We start from the raw sequence: 14,680 nt of genomic DNA, 5'->3' as shown, positions 1-14,680 counted from the left end.
GCGCGGTGTAGCGCAGTTCCTATGAATTTGAAAGCCTGTATACAGATGTATACCGGCTAAACTTTGAAGAGAAAGTGTCTAAGCTGGCGTGCCATGCCAGCGAGGTGCGGATCGGCGCTGCGTCAGCTTGGCCGCCCGTCGAACCAGGCCGCCAGCCTAGGCCGTAGCCAAGCCCAGATTGCCGGGGCACCGCGCTGCATGGGCGTGCCGACGCGGGCATCGAGATGATCAAGCGTGACATTGTAGTCCGTCCACGAGCCACCGCCGTTTTCCATATTGGCAAGCGGCGTCGTCAGCCGGTCGATGGCCTTGGCATATTTGGCATCCGCGCTCTCTGCCGCCTCAAATTCATCCCAGAGCGCGCGATAGGCTGCGCATTGGTCGGCGGGCAGCAGGCCGAAAAGCCGGTCTGCGGCTAGCTGTTCCGCGGCCTCTTGTGCTGCGGCATCGACATCGCCGTGGATCGGCGTATCGCCTGCGTCAATTTCTACGATATCGTGCAAAAGCAGCATCTGCAGCACGCGGGTCGCTGATACCCCCTCTGGCGCATGCTCCGCCAGAACAAAGGCGTGCAGCATGACATGCCAAGAGTGCTCCGCAGAGTTCTCAAAGCGGCTGTTGTCATGCAGCCGTGAGGCCCGAATGATCGATTTCAGCTTGTCGGCCTCGTTCAGAAAGGCGACTTGCGCGACGAGCCGATCCGCAGTCATGTTGGGCCACTCGGTCTGTGCGGCCCGGTCATGCGTGCGGGCGCTGTCTTCGGCACGGGCATCCGCTTTACCGCGTGGTTTCGGTCAGCCGCCGCTTGACGTAAGAGGTCGTTGTGTCGATCAGCGTGTCGAGATGCGGTTCTTCGAAGAAATGGCCCGCACCTTCCACCTGCTCGTGCGTGATGGTGATGCCCTTCTGCTCGTGCAGTTTGGACACCAGCGATTCCGTATCAGCAGGCGGTGCCACACGGTCTGCAGTGCCGTTGATGATCAGCCCCGAGGAGGGGCAGGGGGCCAGGAACGAGAAGTCATACATATTGGCCGGGGGCGCCACGGAGATGAAGCCGGTGATCTCGGGCCGCCGCATCAGCAGCTGCATCCCGATCCAGGCGCCAAAGGAAAAACCCGCTACCCAACAGTGTTTCGAGTTGTTATTCATCGACTGCAAGTAATCCAGCGCCGATGCCGCGTCAGACAGCTCGCCAATCCCCTGATCATATTCCCCTTGGCTGCGGCCGACCCCGCGGAAGTTAAACCGCAGCACGGTGAAGCCCATGTTGTAGAAGGCGTAATGCATGCGGTGCACAATCACATGATTCATGGTCCCGCCAAATTGTGGGTGCGGATGCAAGATGATGGCAATCGGTGCGTCGCGTTCTTTTTGGGGGTGGTAGCGGCCTTCGAGGCGGCCTTCGGGTCCGGGAAAAATGACCTCGGGCATGAGCGTCCCTGTAACAGTGTTCCGCGCCCCGAGTGTGAAATCTTGACGGCTTCGCTCGGGTTCTTTAGAACGGTTCTAAATCGTGCGCACTGCGCGTGCCGGAGTGCGAAATTTGGACTTAGGCTTTTAAAGCGCTCGCGTCAATCATTGTGGGCCGTCGCCGCGTCTGGAGGGCTGTTGAGATGAAACTTTCGACCAAAGGGCGTTATGCGATGGTGGCATTGGCCGATATCGCGCTGCAGCCTGAAGGTAGCCTGATTACGCTGAGCGAGATTGCCGAGCGGCAGTCGATTTCTCTGCCCTATCTGGAACAGCTTTTTGTCAAGCTGCGGCGGGCCGAGTTGGTGACTTCGGTGCGGGGGCCTGGCGGCGGGTATCGTCTGGCACGCGCGTCCTCCGATATTCGGGTGGCGGATGTGCTGGCGGCAGTCGATGAAACGGTGGATGCGATGCACAAGGGGGCAGGAGCTTCGGGCGGCGCCTCGGGCAGCCGCGCGCAGTCGCTGACCAACCGGCTTTGGGAAGGGCTCTCGGCGCATGTCTACGTGTTTTTGCATCAGACGCGGCTGTCGGATGTGGTGGCGAATGAGTTGGCGCCCTGTCCGGCGGTGCCGAGCCTCTTCGCGGTTGTGGACGAATGAGGGGGCGCTGCCCCCGGCGCTGCGCGCCTCCCCCGGAGTATTTGGAGAAGGGTGAAGGGCATGGCCCGCGTTTATCTTGATCATAATGCGACAGCGCCATTGAGGCCGGAGGTGCGCGCTGCGATGGCTGCGGCGATGGATGTGGTGGGCAACCCCTCGTCGGTGCATGGCGAGGGCCGGGCGGCCAAGGCGCTGGTGGAGCGGGCGCGGGCGCAGGTGGCGGAGTTGGTGGAATGTAGCCCGGGCGAAGTTGTTTTTACCTCTGGGGCGACTGAGGCGGCGAGCCTCGCAGTCCCTCAAGGTACGGTGCTGTGGAGCGCGGGAATCGAGCATGACGCAGTTCTATCCTGGGCGCAGCCCAATGGTGTGGAGATGCTGGATGTCGATGAGAATGGTGTGCTGACTGGCACTGTGCGAGGCGGCAGCTTTGCTGAAAATATCCAAGATGGCGTCGTAGCCATGCAAGCGGCGAACAGCGAGACAGGTGTCTTGCAGGACACCCTGCCAAAGGCGCAAACGCTCTGGGCGCTGAATCGCGATGTGCTGGTACTTGTCGACGCGGCGCAGGCCCTGGGCAAGGTGCCGTTTTCCTTTGCGCGGTCCGGCGCGGATCTTGTCATGGTTTCTGCGCATAAATTCGGCGGGCCAAAAGGTGTAGGGGCCTTGATCGTGAAGCACGGGCTTGATGTGAAGGCCGGCATTCGGGGCGGCGGGCAGGAGATGGGCCGCCGTTCCGGCACCGAGAACGTGATTGGCATTGCCGGATTTGGGGCTGCCGCCGAGGCGGCAGCAAGAGATGTCGCGAATGGCTGCTGGGATCAGGTCAAAAAACTTAGAAAGATTCTAGAAAGTGCTCTTGCAGGGGCTGCGAAGGAGACTATTTTTGTCGGGAAAGGTGCAAACCGCCTGCCCAACACCTCTTGCTTCGCCACGCCCGGCTGGAAGGGTGAGACCCAGGTGATGCAGATGGATCTGGCGGGGTTTGCCATCAGCGCAGGCTCGGCCTGCTCCAGTGGCAAGGTGCGCGCTAGCACGGTTCTTCGTGCGATGGGATATGACGACGAGACCGCGAGCAGCGCCATCCGGGTGTCGCTGGGGCTCGAGACAACAGAGCAGGACGTGCTGCGGTTCGCCGACGCCTGGCTTGCACAAGAACGTAAATTTCGCGCCCGCGCGGCGTGAGTTTTGGAGGGAAAGATGGCAGCTTTTGATCAGTCGACCGCCGAGGATGTCCGTGTCAAAGAGGGCGTGGATCAGGAGACCGTGGATGCGGTGCGCGAGGTTGGCGGCAAGTATAAATACGGCTGGTCGACGGATATCGAGATGGAATATGCGCCGAAGGGCCTCTCTCCCGATATCGTGCGCCTGATTTCCGAGAAGAACGACGAGCCCGAGTGGATGACCGAGTGGCGGCTGGCGGCCTACGAGCGCTGGCTGCAGAAGAAAGAGCCCAAGTGGGCGATGGTCGATTACCCGGAGATCGACTTTCAGGATCAGTATTATTACGCCCGTCCGAAGTCGATGGAAGTGAAGCCGAAGTCGCTGGATGAGGTCGACCCGAAGCTGCTGGCGACCTATGACAAGCTGGGCATTCCGCTGAAGGAGCAGATGATCCTCGCTGGTGTCGAAGGGGCCGAGGAGCTGGGCGATGCGCCGCGCAAGGTCGCTGTCGATGCAGTGTTTGACTCCGTCTCTGTGGGTACGACCTTTCAGGATGAGCTGAAGAAAGCGGGGGTGATCTTCTGTTCGATCTCCGAGGCGATCAAGGAGCACCCGGAGCTGTTGAAGAAGTACCTCGGCTCTGTTGTGCCGGTATCCGACAACTATTATGCGACACTGAACTCCGCCGTCTTCTCCGATGGATCCTTTGTCTATGTGCCGCCGGGCGTGCGCTGCCCGATGGAGCTGTCGACCTATTTCCGCATCAATGCGGAGAACACGGGCCAGTTCGAGCGCACACTGATCATCGCCGACAAGGGCTCCTATGTGAGCTATCTGGAAGGCTGCACGGCGCCGCAGCGCGACATTGCCCAGCTGCACGCTGCGGTGGTCGAAATCATCGTCGAGGAAGACGCGGAGGTGAAGTATTCCACCGTGCAGAACTGGTTCCCCGGCGATGAGAACGGCAAGGGCGGCATCTACAACTTCGTGACCAAGCGCGCGGATTGCCGGGGTGACCGGGCCAAGGTTATGTGGACGCAGGTGGAGACCGGCTCTGCGGTGACATGGAAATATCCGAGCTGCATTCTGCGTGGGGATGACACGCAGGGTGAGTTCTACTCCATTGCCATCGCCAACAACTATCAGCAGGCGGATACCGGCACCAAGATGGTGCATCTGGGCAAGCGCACGAAGTCGCGGATCGTGTCCAAAGGCATTTCGGCGGGCAAGGCGCAGAACACCTACCGCGGGCTGGTGTCGATGCACCCGAAGGCGAAGGACTCGCGCAACTACACCCAATGCGACAGCCTGCTGATCGGCGGCGACTGTGGTGCCCATACGGTGCCGTACATCGAGGTGAAGAACAATTCGTCTCGGGTCGAGCATGAGGCGACGACCTCCAAGGTGGACGACGACCAGCTCTTCTACTGCCGCTCGCGCGGGATGGATGAGGAGGAAGCCGTGGCGCTCGTGGTCAACGGCTTCTGCAAGGACGTGCTGCAAGCGCTGCCGATGGAGTTCGCCATGGAAGCGCAGCAGTTGGTGGCGATTTCACTTGAGGGTTCGGTGGGGTGAACGACCGGATTATGTAGGATGGAAGAGCCTGTTTACACGATTGAGCAACAAGCACGGTTGGCCAAAACAGCAAGGCGGCGAGTTGGCAGCGAAGCGACGCTGGTGTTTGCAGCGGGTGGTTCGTTACTGTTCGTTCTATTGTTTGTTTTGGGTCCATTCGTATTGGTTCCGGCGGCTGGCCTAACGGGGATTGGTCTAACGACTATTGGCCTCCTAATTGCTTTCGGTACCAGCGCGTTTCTGGCGCTAATCCATGTCAGACGATTGGGTCCGAAGGTCAGGCGCGCGCAAGAACTCGACTCTGAGATAAAATACTCGTTTGCGCGTCGTCAAAAAACTGAGCGCGATGCAAAGATCGCCGAATTGAGAGCAAAGAAAGATCAATGATCCTGACCAGCACCAATTTTGCCAAAGGCTACCCGATCAGCGCTGACAAGGGTATCGCCTTGGGCGAGGCCCTCATTGATATGGACGTTGAGTGGGATGTTTTGATTGGCACTCCGGCAATGAAGGAGATCGACTAATGGCCCTCGACGCGCCACATAACGATCACAGTCTCCGCGTGCGACTTGGCAACCCGGGGCGGCTGCTGCCGGAGACGCGGGAACTCACTTTGCTCATTCTTGGGCATCTCTTCGTGTTCCTGCTCTCCATGGGCCATGACGAGATCGTCGCCGAGATGGTCGAGGACGGCTGGTTCATCGCGCAATATGCGGAGCGGTTCGAAATCCTGCTGGGGTTTGGCCTCTTCCTGTGCTGGAGCGCGCTGACCTTGCGGCTGGTGAGCGTTTTGCAGCGGGCGAAGCCTCGCGATGAGGTCTGCGCCAAATGCGGCCACGATGGGCACTGAGGAACAGCCAAGATGATCCTGACCACCACCAACACCGTCGAAGGCCGTCCCATCAGCGCCTACAAGGGCATCGTCGTGGGCGAGGCGATCATGGGTGCCAACATCGTGCGGGATTTCTTTGCCTCCGTGACGGATGTGATCGGCGGGCGCTCCGGCGCCTATGAGAGCAAGTTGAAAGATGCCCGCGACGAGGCGATGGCCGAACTGGAAGACCGCGCGCGAGCCATGGGGGCCAATGCGGTTGTGGGGATCGATCTGGACTATGAGGTGATCGGGGACAGCATGCTGATGGTCTCCGCCTCCGGTACGGCTGTTGTGATCGCCTGAAGACATGTGCGTAACACACTGAAATAGAAACATTCCGCTTGGAGCGGAGCTGAGGAAAAGGACGAACGATATGCTGAGCATCAAGAACCTGCACGTGAAGCTGGAAGAAGAGGACAAGCAGATCCTCAAAGGCGTCGATCTGGAGATCGAGGCGGGCAAGGTGCATGCGATCATGGGGCCAAACGGCTCGGGCAAATCGACGCTCTCCTATGTGCTTTCGGGCAAGGACGGCTATGAGGTGACCGACGGCGAGGCGCTGCTCGAAGGCGAAGACATCCTTGAGATGGAGCCGGAAGAGCGCGCGGCGGCGGGCCTGTTCCTCGCGTTCCAATACCCCGTCGAAATCCCCGGTGTGGGCAATATGACCTTCCTGCGCACGGCAGTGAATGCGCAGCGCAAGGCGCGCGGCGAGGAGGAGGTCTCGGCGGCGGATTTCCTCAAGCTCATCCGGGCGCGCGCCAAGGAATTGAAGATCGACGCGGAGATGCTCAAGCGCCCGGTCAACGTCGGCTTCTCCGGCGGTGAGAAAAAACGCAATGAAATCCTGCAGATGGCGATGCTGGAGCCGAAGATGTGCATTCTGGACGAGACCGACTCCGGCCTTGACGTGGATGCAATGAAGCTGGTTGCTGAAGGTGTGAACGCGCTGCGGTCCGAAGGCCGCGGGTTCCTTGTGATCACGCATTACCAGCGATTGCTCGACCACATCAAGCCGGACGTGGTGCACATCATGGCGGATGGTCGCATCGTGAAATCCGGTGGGCCGGAGCTGGCGCTTGAGGTCGAAAACAACGGCTACAGCGATATTCTGGCAGAGGTGGCGTAATGGGTGACGTAGCGGAAAACCTGTCTCTGACAGACGCCCGGCTGGCCGAGATGAGCCTGCCGACAGGCGGCTGGTCGGAAGCGGCGCGCAGCGACGCGCTGTCGCGTGTCCGCCAGATGGACCTGCCGGAGCGGCGGGATGAATATTGGAAATACACGCGCCCCGACACGCTGACGCAGCCCGGCGCGGTGCCAGCAGCGCTTTTCAACAATGACGAGGCGCCGATCTTTGGCGAGATGGACCGGCTGAACATCGTCTTTGTCGATGGGGTCTTTGATGCCGAGGCCTCGGATGATCTGAGCCTCGAAGGGATCAGGATCGACCGTTTGGCCGAGGCCAGCGCCGACATCCACTGGGCGCGCGATCTCTATGGCGCGCTGGAGGCCAAGGGACAGGACCCGGTGCAACGCCCGCTGGCCGCGCTCAACACCGCCTTTGCGACAGATGGCGTGCTGATCCATGTGACGGGCAAACCGTCGAAGCCGATCAACCTCACGTACCACCACCGCTCCGAGACCTCGGATGCAATCCTGCATCATGTGATCAAGCTGGATGCGGGCGCCGAGGTCACTGTGCTGGAGAACGGGCCTGCTGCTGCGCGGTTTAATAAGTGCATGGAAGTGGATGTCGCCCATGACGCCACCTTCCACCACGTGCGCGCGCAGGGGCGCGATCACGAGCGTCGCGCGGCCACACATATCTTTGCGCGGCTTGGGACAGAGTCGGTGTTCAAATCCTTCACGCTCACAGCAAACGGTGTGCTGACGCGCAATGAATGCGTGATCGAGCTGACCGGTGACGATGCCGTGGCTCATGTGGCGGGCGCGTGTGTCGGCGATGGTGATTTCCACCACGACGACACGGTGTTCATCACTCATGACGCGGTGGGCTGCGAGAGCCGCCAGGTCTTCAAGAAGGTGCTGCGCAATGGCGCCACGGGCGTTTTCCAGGGGAAAATCCTTGTGAAGAAAGACGCCCAGAAAACCGATGGCTATCAGATCAGCCAGTCGCTGTTGCTGGATGAGGACAGCCAGTTCCTGGCCAAGCCAGAGCTGGAGATCTATGCCGATGATGTGGCCTGTTCGCACGGCTCCACTTCGGGGGCCATTGATGAGGATGCGTTGTTCTACCTGCGTTCGCGCGGTGTGCCGGAAGGCCCCGCGACGGATCTACTGACGCTCGCCTTCCTCGCAGAAGCGGTTGAAGAGATCGAAAACGAGGACCTGCGTGAAGAGATCAACGCGCGGCTCTCCGCCTGGCTGGAACGACACCGCAGCTGATGGCGGTCACGCGCAATATCAGGGCAACCTATCGCAACCCGGGCAAAACGCTGCGCGGGTTGCTGGCTCTTGGGCAACGGGAAGATCGGGCGCTGGCCTACCTCATGGCGGGCTGCGTTGTTGTGTTCATTGCGCAGATGCCCCGGCTGGCGCGTGAGGCGCATCTGCGGGATCAAGACCTGAACATGCTGCTGGGTGGATCTTTGATGGCCTGGGTCTTCATTGCGCCACTGTTGCTCTACTGCGTTGCCGCGCTGAGCCATTTGGCGGCAAAGCTCCTTAGAGGGCAGGGCAGTTACTATGGCGCGCGGCTGGCGCTCTTCTGGGCGCTGCTGGCGTCCTCACCCGTGATGCTGCTCAATGGGCTTATCGCCGGGTTCATCGGGCCCGGATTGGAGTTGCAAGTGATCGGACTTGTGTGGTTTTTGCTCTTCATGTGGTTCTGGGTCAGCGGGCTGATCGCAGCAGAGAGGCCCATCTGATGATCCCCGAAACGGTGAACTGGCCGCAGCTGGCTTTGCAAACCCTGCGTGATCCCCAATCAGCAGCGGCGGAGATCATGGCCTGGCAAATTCCAAGACCCGTACTGTGGATGGCGGCAGCGCTGATCGCCATTATTAGCACCTTCATGTCAACCCTCTCCAATATGGTCATGCCGGTGCCGGAGCAGTTGCAGGCCCTCATATCCAGCCCGTTCACAATGCTGATGATTGTCGCAGGTGGTTTCTTTCTGACCGTTCATGCTCTGTTTTGGTCGGGTCGGGCGTTCGGCGGATCCGAAGACATGAGCGATCTGCTGGCCTTGCTGGTCTGGATGCAGACTTTGCGGGTCGGCGCGCAGGCTGTGATCGTAGTTACGATGTTGCTGGTGCCTGTGCTGGCAAGTTTTCTTGTGCTCTTCGTCGGCGTGGCGACGATTTGGGTATTTGTCAATTTCATAAGTGTTGGACTAAACCTCAACTCGCTCCTCCGCGCGGTTTTGGTCCTCGTGATGGGCGGGCTGGCGATGTCTGTTGGTCTTGCGCTGATCTTGTCCATGCTTGGCCTCAACGGCCTGGGAGTGCCATCAAATGTATGATGTCGAAAAAATCCGCGGGGATTTCCCGATACTGCACCGCGAGGTGAACGGCAAACCGCTGATCTATCTCGACAACGGCGCCTCGGCGCAGAAACCGCAGGTGGTGATCGACGCCATCACCAATGCCTATGCGCATGAATATGCGAATGTTCACAGAGGCTTGCATTACCTTTCCAATGTTGCGACCGAGAAGTATGAGAGCGTGCGCGGGGTCATCGCGCGGTTTCTCAATGCGGCGTCGGAGGATGAGATCGTGCTGAACTCCGGCACCACCGAAGGCATCAATATGGTCGCCTACGGCTGGGCGATGCCGCGGATGCAGGCCGGCGATGAGATCATCCTCAGCGTGATGGAGCATCACGCCAATATCGTCCCCTGGCACTTCCTGCGCGAACGGCAGGGCGTGGTGCTGAAGTGGGTCGATGTGGACAGCACCGGCGCGCTCGACCCGCAGGCGGTGATTGACGCGATCACGCCGAAGACGAAGCTGATTGCGGTCACGCATCTGTCCAACGTGCTGGGCACGCGGGTGGATGTGAAGACGATCTGCACCGAGGCGCATGCGCGGGGTGTCCCGGTTCTGATCGACGGCAGCCAGGCCGCGGTGCATCAGCCCGTGGATCTGCGGGACATTGACCCGGATTTCTACGCCATCACTGGCCACAAGCTTTATGGGCCTTCGGGGTCGGGCGCCATCTATTGCAAACCCGAGCGCATGGCCGAGATGCAGCCCTTCATCGGCGGCGGCGATATGATCAAGGAGGTCAGCAAGGACGGCGTCATCTACAACGATCCACCGATGAAGTTTGAGGCCGGCACGCCGGGCATCGTGCAGACCATCGGGCTTGGGGTGGCACTGGAGTACATGATGGGCCTGGGGATGCAGAACATCGCCGCCCATGAGGATACCTTGCGCGATTACACGGTGGAACGGTTGGCGGGGCTCAACTGGCTGCAGGTGCAAGGTACGACACCGGACAAGAGTGCGATCTTCAGCTTTACTATGGACGGCGCGGGTCATGCCCATGACATCTCGACGATCCTCGACAAGAAGGGGGTGGCGGTGCGCGCGGGCCAACATTGCGTCGGCCCGCTGATGGAGCATATGGGCATTCCGGCGAGCTGCCGCGCGTCTTTCGGGCTCTATAACACCAAGGCCGAGGTCGATGTGCTGGTCGAAGCGCTGGAGCTGGCGCATGATCTCTTCGCCTGACTTGCGCGCCGGGGTCTTTTGCCGTTGCGGTGCGACAGTCGTCCCGCTATACCGCCCGCAGATGGGCCCTTGGCTCGGCTGGACAGAGCGCTGCCATCCGAAGGCGGATGTCAGGTCGAGTAGCGGTTGAGGGTGCCGGAAGAAAGAAAAGGCGGAACAAAGACTTGAGCGGATGTCGGATTCGCTGTTCAAACGGGTCAAAGTTTCGCGTAAGCACTGCTTAAGCAATTGGATGAAATAGAGCACCCGTAGCTCAGCTGGATAGAGCGTCGGCCTCCGAAGCCGAAGGTCACAGGTTCGAATCCTGTCGGGTGCGCCATTTCATTTCTCCTCAAACTGGCGACACAGCTTCATTTGCATGACTGCAAGCTCTGCATGCCGTTTCTACTGACGCATTCAATGTGATTTGGCCTGCCTAGAAAATTGACGACGTCAACTTGACTGATAGATTGCGCCCAATGGCACAAACTATCATCGCGTGAGCAACCAGTAGTTATGAAAAGTAGCTCTAAAGCATGGCCACCGCTCGTTCTTGCATACCTTCTCTTCGCGTGCAGAGAGGACAGTCCAGAAAACCTGCTGGCCGTACCCGTGGAGGGAACGCAGAATGGATCCATGACGCGGTTCTGCTTCCAGACACACCGGCTGCAGGAGCTCAGCAGAACGACGATCTTTGGAAAGCAATATGGGCATTGATGCCGGATGGCACGGTAAGAGAGGCGCTAGTGTCCCTAGCCGCCGCTCTCGGGGCGGTCGTTCATGATTTCGATTGCTGTCATGGCTGTTCTCCATGACGGGCGGTCCGAGAGCCTCTCTCTCGACCTCCAAACCCGTCACGGCGACGGCCGACGACCTCTTACTCTAAAGGAGGTGTTGCGGGGTCTCCCCGCAGAAGGGGTCGGGCGAGACTACAGGCTCGACCGCAGGGGAAGGCCTTCCCCACAAAACCTGAATGCATCCAATCGCCCTTCATGACAGCTGGACGTGTGAAATTCTCTCATTGTTTGAGGCGCACCCCGGCACCTGACGCAATTTTGTAAGCGACATCGCCAGCAAGGACACCAAGCAGGTTCTCTTTCATGGCGTCGCCGAGCGTGATGTTGAAGTTTGTCTGAGCTTTAGTGAGGCGCTGAATATCAAAGAGCATCCAGATGCCGTGGTGCTTCCAGGCGATGAGCAGGGGCATCTTGACGAGTTCCGCGTATGCGCGGAGCCGGTCAAGATATTGCGGGGTAAAAGAAAGCGTCTGCTTCGTCTTTGACTTCACTTCGATGAGGACGGGGCCAGAACGTTCAAACTCGGCCAACAAGTCGGGAACTTGATAGAGGTCGCGGGAACTTGGAGGCGCCTGATGCTGATCGAGTTTATGAAGGAGACGCGCTTTGCCGAGCCAGCTGCAGATGGCCGTAAACTCGTCTTCGGTGGGCAGACCTTGGTCCAGCCGCTTGACCTTGTCGGCGACTTTCTTCGGGTCGTCATCACAACCAAACTCTGAGAGAACCTCTTGAATCAGCCGGTCGCTATCGTCTGTCTTCGTCATTTGCGTACCTAGAATCATATTCATAAATCCGCTTCGGATGCGGAGTTAGCCATATTGAGCTTGCCGAAATTGTAATGTCATAATAGAAAGTCGGCGGATAGAGCGGATTTTTAAGTATGATACCTCAGCGCACCTCCAGTTTGGCGACCTATGTTGAAGAGCTCGCATCCAGCGGCCGAACCTGCTTCACTCGCGAGGAGGCGGCAGAGGCGTTGGGCGTCAGCCATGGGGCGCTTCTCGACGCGGCCGCGCGCCTCAAAAAGCGGGGGCATCTCTTTGCGCCGCGCCGAGGCTTCTACGTCATTACGCCCACACGGTATCTGAAGTGGGGTGCACCACCACCAACCTGGTACGTCGATGCTATGATGAAGGATGCGGGGCGACCTTACTATGTGGCGCTTTTGAAAGCCGCAGAGCTCCATGGGGCTTCTCATCAAGCGGTCATGGAGTTCCAGGTCGTCACTGATCGGCAGTGGAAACCCATCAGGGCTGGACGTTCAAAGCTTGCTTTTTATTTCCGCAAGGACATTGAACGCGTAGGGCAAGGCATTAAGCAACGAAAGACCGACACCGGCTCGATGCGGGTGTCTTCGCCAGCGCTCACCGCATTGGATTTGATACGCTATCCGCATGCGAGCGGTGGCGTCGATCATGCAGCGAGCGTTCTCAATGAGCTTGCCGTCCATATTGATCCGATCGAGTTTGATGTCCTCGCGCTGAGTTTTGAGCGATCTGTCGTCCAACGCCTCGGCTACATTCTCGACTATTTGGGACATGTTGAGATTGCGTCCGGTTTGGAGAGGCATATCCGAAACGGCAATGTACCGTGGGTCGAGCTTGATCCTGGAGAAGCAAGCGCAGTCACCTCCTACGATGAGCGAGAGCGAAACGCACGTTGGCACATCATTGTCCGCCGCCCAATTGAAGTCGATGAACAATGATCTCCGAAACCAACATCACAGCTTGGAGCTTGATCGCGCCGTGGGCCGAGCCAAGGCAAGTCGAGCAGGACTTGATTATCTCTCGCGCGCTCGTCGAGATATTCAATCACGATTTTCTGGGCGACGAACTAAGGTTTCGAGGGGGCACAGCCCTCAACAAGGTCATCTTCCCCGAGCCGTTGCGTTATTCGGAGGACATTGATCTCGTCCGCACAACGGCCGGACCGATTGGCCCCATCCTTGATGCAATGCGAGACGTGCTTGAGCCTTGGTTGGGACAAGCGAACTTTGCATCGAGCCAGGTCGCACCGAAGCTGCGTTTTCGCGTTCCGGCAGAGGACGATCCTGAAGCGCAGATCCGGTTGAAGGTAGAAATCAACATCGCTGAGATCGGGGCTTTCGACCCGCCGGTTTCGGTCCCATACGCTGTCGAGAACCCGTGGTTCACAGGAAATACGACCATCGCATCCTATTCCGCGGAAGAACTGCTGGCGACGAAACTGCGGGCTTTGTTGCAGCGCGACAAAGGGCGCGACCTTTTTGATCTTGACCATGCGCTCGATGCGCTTCCCGATCTCAATCTCGATCGGGTTGTGGAACTGTTTGTCCGGTATCTTGGCCAGCAAGATCAGACCATCTCCCGCGCAGAAGCTGAGCAGCGGATGCTGGCAAAGTTCGCACGGCCAGACTTGCTGGGTGACATGCGCGCGCTGCTGACACCTGATCGTGCCGATGCGCTGGATGCTGCCGCCGGGCGAGCGGCCTTCATCAGGGTATTCATCAAAGTGATCGAACGTCTGCCCGGTCAGCGATGGGCGCGAACCGGGGAAGTTGCTGAGCAGCTAGGCCTCTCAGAACTTCTCGGGCGGCCTTCATGATTAGGTCTTTAGCAGCCCAATCATCGTGTGCGATGCGTCCAAGGCGACTGGTCGTGCAGTCAGCCACGAGGCTTTACCCACATAAAATAATGTGGTTAAGTACATTAAAATATGTGTTATTGGGTCAAATGCAGTATACGGAGTTCCTAGCAGAAATTGGGAAGGCTGGACTGAGTGTCCGTGGTTTCGCGGAACTGGTCGGCATGAATCCCAATTCGATCTCCAACTATGCCCGAACGGGAGAGCTTCCGACGCATCTGGGGCTCATTGCCGTGCTTGTAGCGGGTGTAAATGATCTTGGCGGCGACTATCGCCAGGTGATGTCAAAGGTGCCGCTAGCTCCAAAGAAGGTGCGAGGCGGAGCCCGCAAAGGTCGTTTTGGGGGAGATCGCCAGGCCACCTTGGAGCTTGGCTCATGAACCGGCCTTTTGAGAAGTCCCTTGAAGTGGGCCATGCGGACGTCAGGTGCTGCTATGGTTGACCTCAAAGCTAGTGCAAGTGCGTTCGGGGCCGACCTTAGGTCGCTGCACTTATTCGATGAAGATAGTCCCGATCTATTGCCTTAGGCTACGAGAATTATTCACCGGGCCAATGGTGATTGTTCATCAATCACCACCTGCGGACACCGGACGCATTGACCTGCTGCCCTTGAAGTCCGCGTTTATTAGTTAGCTCTGTTCAGGGTTTGGTCCTCTCTTGACCGTCTGTGATACTCCCGTGGGGCGAGCCCGTCGAGGCTCGAGTGTGGGGGGTGATGATTGTAGTCGTTTCGCCATGCCGCAATTAAGCGGCAGGCAGGGCGGAGCGACGGGAACAGGTGTTCGTTGAGGCCTTCCTCGCGCATCCGCCCGTTGAAGCTCTCGACTAGACCGTTTTGCATGGGTTTGCCTGGTGCGATGTAGTGCCAATCGACTTTGCGCTCCTCTTGCCACCTGAGCA

19 protein-coding genes and 1 tRNA gene are annotated in these 14,680 nt (G+C 59.0%); 16 read left to right on the top strand and 4 right to left on the bottom strand.

The features are described from left to right. Positions 1–122: 122 nt before the first annotated feature. Together So717_RS00100 and So717_RS00095 are read right to left on the bottom strand one after the other, a co-directional pair. Positions 123–710 carry an HD domain-containing protein gene (locus So717_RS00100; protein WP_159974190.1) on the bottom strand — a complete coding sequence of 196 codons (588 nt, stop codon included), beginning with the start codon at positions 708–710 and terminating at the stop codon, positions 123–125. 67 nt (positions 711–777) lie between these two features. Then, positions 778–1,431, bottom strand: a complete 654-nt coding sequence (locus So717_RS00095; protein WP_159974189.1) for an alpha/beta hydrolase — start codon at positions 1,429–1,431, stop codon at positions 778–780. Between the two features lie 182 nt (positions 1,432–1,613). On the opposite strand from So717_RS00095, the gene iscR reads away from it, so the two are divergent. From iscR to So717_RS00030, 13 genes are all read left to right on the top strand, one after another. After that, positions 1,614–2,072, top strand: a complete 459-nt coding sequence (gene iscR / locus So717_RS00090) for a Fe-S cluster assembly transcriptional regulator IscR (RefSeq protein ID WP_159974188.1) — start codon at positions 1,614–1,616, stop codon at positions 2,070–2,072. A 60-nt stretch (positions 2,073–2,132) separates the two neighbouring features. Then, positions 2,133–3,254 carry a cysteine desulfurase family protein gene (locus So717_RS00085; RefSeq protein ID WP_159974187.1) on the top strand — a complete coding sequence of 374 codons (1,122 nt, stop codon included), beginning with the start codon at positions 2,133–2,135 and terminating at the stop codon, positions 3,252–3,254. Between the two features lie 15 nt (positions 3,255–3,269). Next, positions 3,270–4,808 (top strand): Fe-S cluster assembly protein SufB, encoded by a 1,539-nt coding sequence (gene sufB, locus So717_RS00080; RefSeq protein WP_159974186.1) that lies wholly within the window; start codon positions 3,270–3,272, stop codon positions 4,806–4,808. 18 nt (positions 4,809–4,826) lie between these two features. Beyond that, the gene (locus So717_RS00075) at positions 4,827–5,195 is read left to right on the top strand and encodes a hypothetical protein (RefSeq protein ID WP_159974185.1); all 369 of its coding nucleotides are present in this window, start codon (positions 4,827–4,829) and stop codon (positions 5,193–5,195) included. Beyond that, entirely contained in the window at positions 5,192–5,332 is a 141-nt protein-coding gene (locus tag So717_RS00070) for a hypothetical protein (protein ID WP_159974184.1), read from the top strand. Before So717_RS00075 ends, So717_RS00070 begins: the two co-directional genes overlap by 4 nt. Continuing rightward, positions 5,332–5,658, top strand: a complete 327-nt coding sequence (locus So717_RS00065; protein ID WP_159974183.1) for a hypothetical protein — start codon at positions 5,332–5,334, stop codon at positions 5,656–5,658. The genes So717_RS00070 and So717_RS00065 overlap by 1 nt, the downstream gene beginning before the upstream one ends. 12 nt (positions 5,659–5,670) lie before the next feature. After that, positions 5,671–5,985: a YbjQ family protein gene (locus tag So717_RS00060; protein ID WP_159974182.1), complete on the top strand. Its 315-nt coding sequence runs from the start codon at positions 5,671–5,673 to the stop codon at positions 5,983–5,985. Between the two features lie 70 nt (positions 5,986–6,055). Continuing rightward, positions 6,056–6,811: a Fe-S cluster assembly ATPase SufC gene (gene sufC / locus So717_RS00055; RefSeq protein WP_159974181.1), complete on the top strand. Its 756-nt coding sequence runs from the start codon at positions 6,056–6,058 to the stop codon at positions 6,809–6,811. After that, positions 6,811–8,091: a SufB/SufD family protein gene (locus So717_RS00050; RefSeq protein WP_159974180.1), complete on the top strand. Its 1,281-nt coding sequence runs from the start codon at positions 6,811–6,813 to the stop codon at positions 8,089–8,091. Before sufC ends, So717_RS00050 begins: the two co-directional genes overlap by 1 nt. Beyond that, positions 8,091–8,573: a YIP1 family protein gene (locus So717_RS00045; RefSeq protein WP_159974179.1), complete on the top strand. Its 483-nt coding sequence runs from the start codon at positions 8,091–8,093 to the stop codon at positions 8,571–8,573. The genes So717_RS00050 and So717_RS00045 overlap by 1 nt, the downstream gene beginning before the upstream one ends. Then, complete coding sequence (locus So717_RS00040) at positions 8,573–9,169, top strand: YIP1 family protein (RefSeq protein WP_159974178.1); 597 nt, start codon at positions 8,573–8,575, stop codon at positions 9,167–9,169. Before So717_RS00045 ends, So717_RS00040 begins: the two co-directional genes overlap by 1 nt. Beyond that, positions 9,162–10,382, top strand: coding sequence for a cysteine desulfurase (locus So717_RS00035; protein WP_159974177.1), 1,221 nt, complete (start codon positions 9,162–9,164; stop codon positions 10,380–10,382). Before So717_RS00040 ends, So717_RS00035 begins: the two co-directional genes overlap by 8 nt. Before the next feature lie 242 nt (positions 10,383–10,624). Continuing rightward, a tRNA-Arg gene (locus So717_RS00030) sits at positions 10,625–10,701 on the top strand. A 678-nt stretch (positions 10,702–11,379) separates the two neighbouring features. On the opposite strand, the gene So717_RS00025 is transcribed toward So717_RS00030, so the two are convergent. Continuing rightward, positions 11,380–11,922: a PDDEXK family nuclease gene (locus So717_RS00025; RefSeq protein ID WP_238840566.1), complete on the bottom strand. Its 543-nt coding sequence runs from the start codon at positions 11,920–11,922 to the stop codon at positions 11,380–11,382. Between the two features lie 116 nt (positions 11,923–12,038). Here So717_RS00025 and So717_RS00020 point away from each other — a divergent pair, with 116 nt between their 5' ends. The 3 genes from So717_RS00020 (at position 12,039) to So717_RS00010 (ending at position 14,160) form a co-directional block, all read left to right on the top strand. Continuing rightward, the gene (locus So717_RS00020) at positions 12,039–12,863 is read left to right on the top strand and encodes a type IV toxin-antitoxin system AbiEi family antitoxin domain-containing protein (RefSeq protein WP_159974176.1); all 825 of its coding nucleotides are present in this window, start codon (positions 12,039–12,041) and stop codon (positions 12,861–12,863) included. Further along, a complete protein-coding gene (locus tag So717_RS00015) occupies positions 12,860–13,741 on the top strand; it encodes a nucleotidyl transferase AbiEii/AbiGii toxin family protein (RefSeq protein WP_159974175.1) in 882 nt (293 codons plus the stop codon). Before So717_RS00020 ends, So717_RS00015 begins: the two co-directional genes overlap by 4 nt. A gap of 89 nt (positions 13,742–13,830) precedes the next feature. Continuing rightward, complete coding sequence (locus So717_RS00010; protein WP_238840564.1) at positions 13,831–14,160, top strand: hypothetical protein; 330 nt, start codon at positions 13,831–13,833, stop codon at positions 14,158–14,160. A 245-nt stretch (positions 14,161–14,405) separates the two neighbouring features. On the opposite strand, the gene So717_RS00005 is transcribed toward So717_RS00010, so the two are convergent. Next, positions 14,406–14,680: integrase core domain-containing protein (locus So717_RS00005; protein ID WP_159974174.1), on the bottom strand; the 275-nt coding region annotated here is incomplete at its 5' end.

The sequence above is a fragment of the Roseobacter cerasinus genome, from assembly GCF_009811755.1.
GTDB classification, from domain to species: Bacteria; Pseudomonadota; Alphaproteobacteria; order Rhodobacterales; family Rhodobacteraceae; genus Roseobacter; species Roseobacter cerasinus.
This window is presented reverse-complemented; position numbering and strand designations above follow the sequence as displayed.

Coding starts and splice junctions, on each gene's coding strand:
- So717_RS00100 (WP_159974190.1), bottom strand. CDS start 710: ATGACTGCGGATCGGCTCGTCGCGCAAGTCGCCTTTCTGAACGAGGCC.
- So717_RS00095 (WP_159974189.1), bottom strand. CDS start 1,431: ATGCCCGAGGTCATTTTTCCCGGACCCGAAGGCCGCCTCGAAGGCCGC.
- iscR (WP_159974188.1), top strand. CDS start 1,614: ATGAAACTTTCGACCAAAGGGCGTTATGCGATGGTGGCATTGGCCGAT.
- So717_RS00085 (WP_159974187.1), top strand. CDS start 2,133: ATGGCCCGCGTTTATCTTGATCATAATGCGACAGCGCCATTGAGGCCG.
- sufB (WP_159974186.1), top strand. CDS start 3,270: ATGGCAGCTTTTGATCAGTCGACCGCCGAGGATGTCCGTGTCAAAGAG.
- So717_RS00075 (WP_159974185.1), top strand. CDS start 4,827: ATGGAAGAGCCTGTTTACACGATTGAGCAACAAGCACGGTTGGCCAAA.
- So717_RS00070 (WP_159974184.1), top strand. CDS start 5,192: ATGATCCTGACCAGCACCAATTTTGCCAAAGGCTACCCGATCAGCGCT.
- So717_RS00065 (WP_159974183.1), top strand. CDS start 5,332: ATGGCCCTCGACGCGCCACATAACGATCACAGTCTCCGCGTGCGACTT.
- So717_RS00060 (WP_159974182.1), top strand. CDS start 5,671: ATGATCCTGACCACCACCAACACCGTCGAAGGCCGTCCCATCAGCGCC.
- sufC (WP_159974181.1), top strand. CDS start 6,056: ATGCTGAGCATCAAGAACCTGCACGTGAAGCTGGAAGAAGAGGACAAG.
- So717_RS00050 (WP_159974180.1), top strand. CDS start 6,811: ATGGGTGACGTAGCGGAAAACCTGTCTCTGACAGACGCCCGGCTGGCC.
- So717_RS00045 (WP_159974179.1), top strand. CDS start 8,091: ATGGCGGTCACGCGCAATATCAGGGCAACCTATCGCAACCCGGGCAAA.
- So717_RS00040 (WP_159974178.1), top strand. CDS start 8,573: ATGATCCCCGAAACGGTGAACTGGCCGCAGCTGGCTTTGCAAACCCTG.
- So717_RS00035 (WP_159974177.1), top strand. CDS start 9,162: ATGTATGATGTCGAAAAAATCCGCGGGGATTTCCCGATACTGCACCGC.
- So717_RS00025 (WP_238840566.1), bottom strand. CDS start 11,922: ATGACGAAGACAGACGATAGCGACCGGCTGATTCAAGAGGTTCTCTCA.
- So717_RS00020 (WP_159974176.1), top strand. CDS start 12,039: ATGATACCTCAGCGCACCTCCAGTTTGGCGACCTATGTTGAAGAGCTC.
- So717_RS00015 (WP_159974175.1), top strand. CDS start 12,860: ATGATCTCCGAAACCAACATCACAGCTTGGAGCTTGATCGCGCCGTGG.
- So717_RS00010 (WP_238840564.1), top strand. CDS start 13,831: ATGTGGTTAAGTACATTAAAATATGTGTTATTGGGTCAAATGCAGTAT.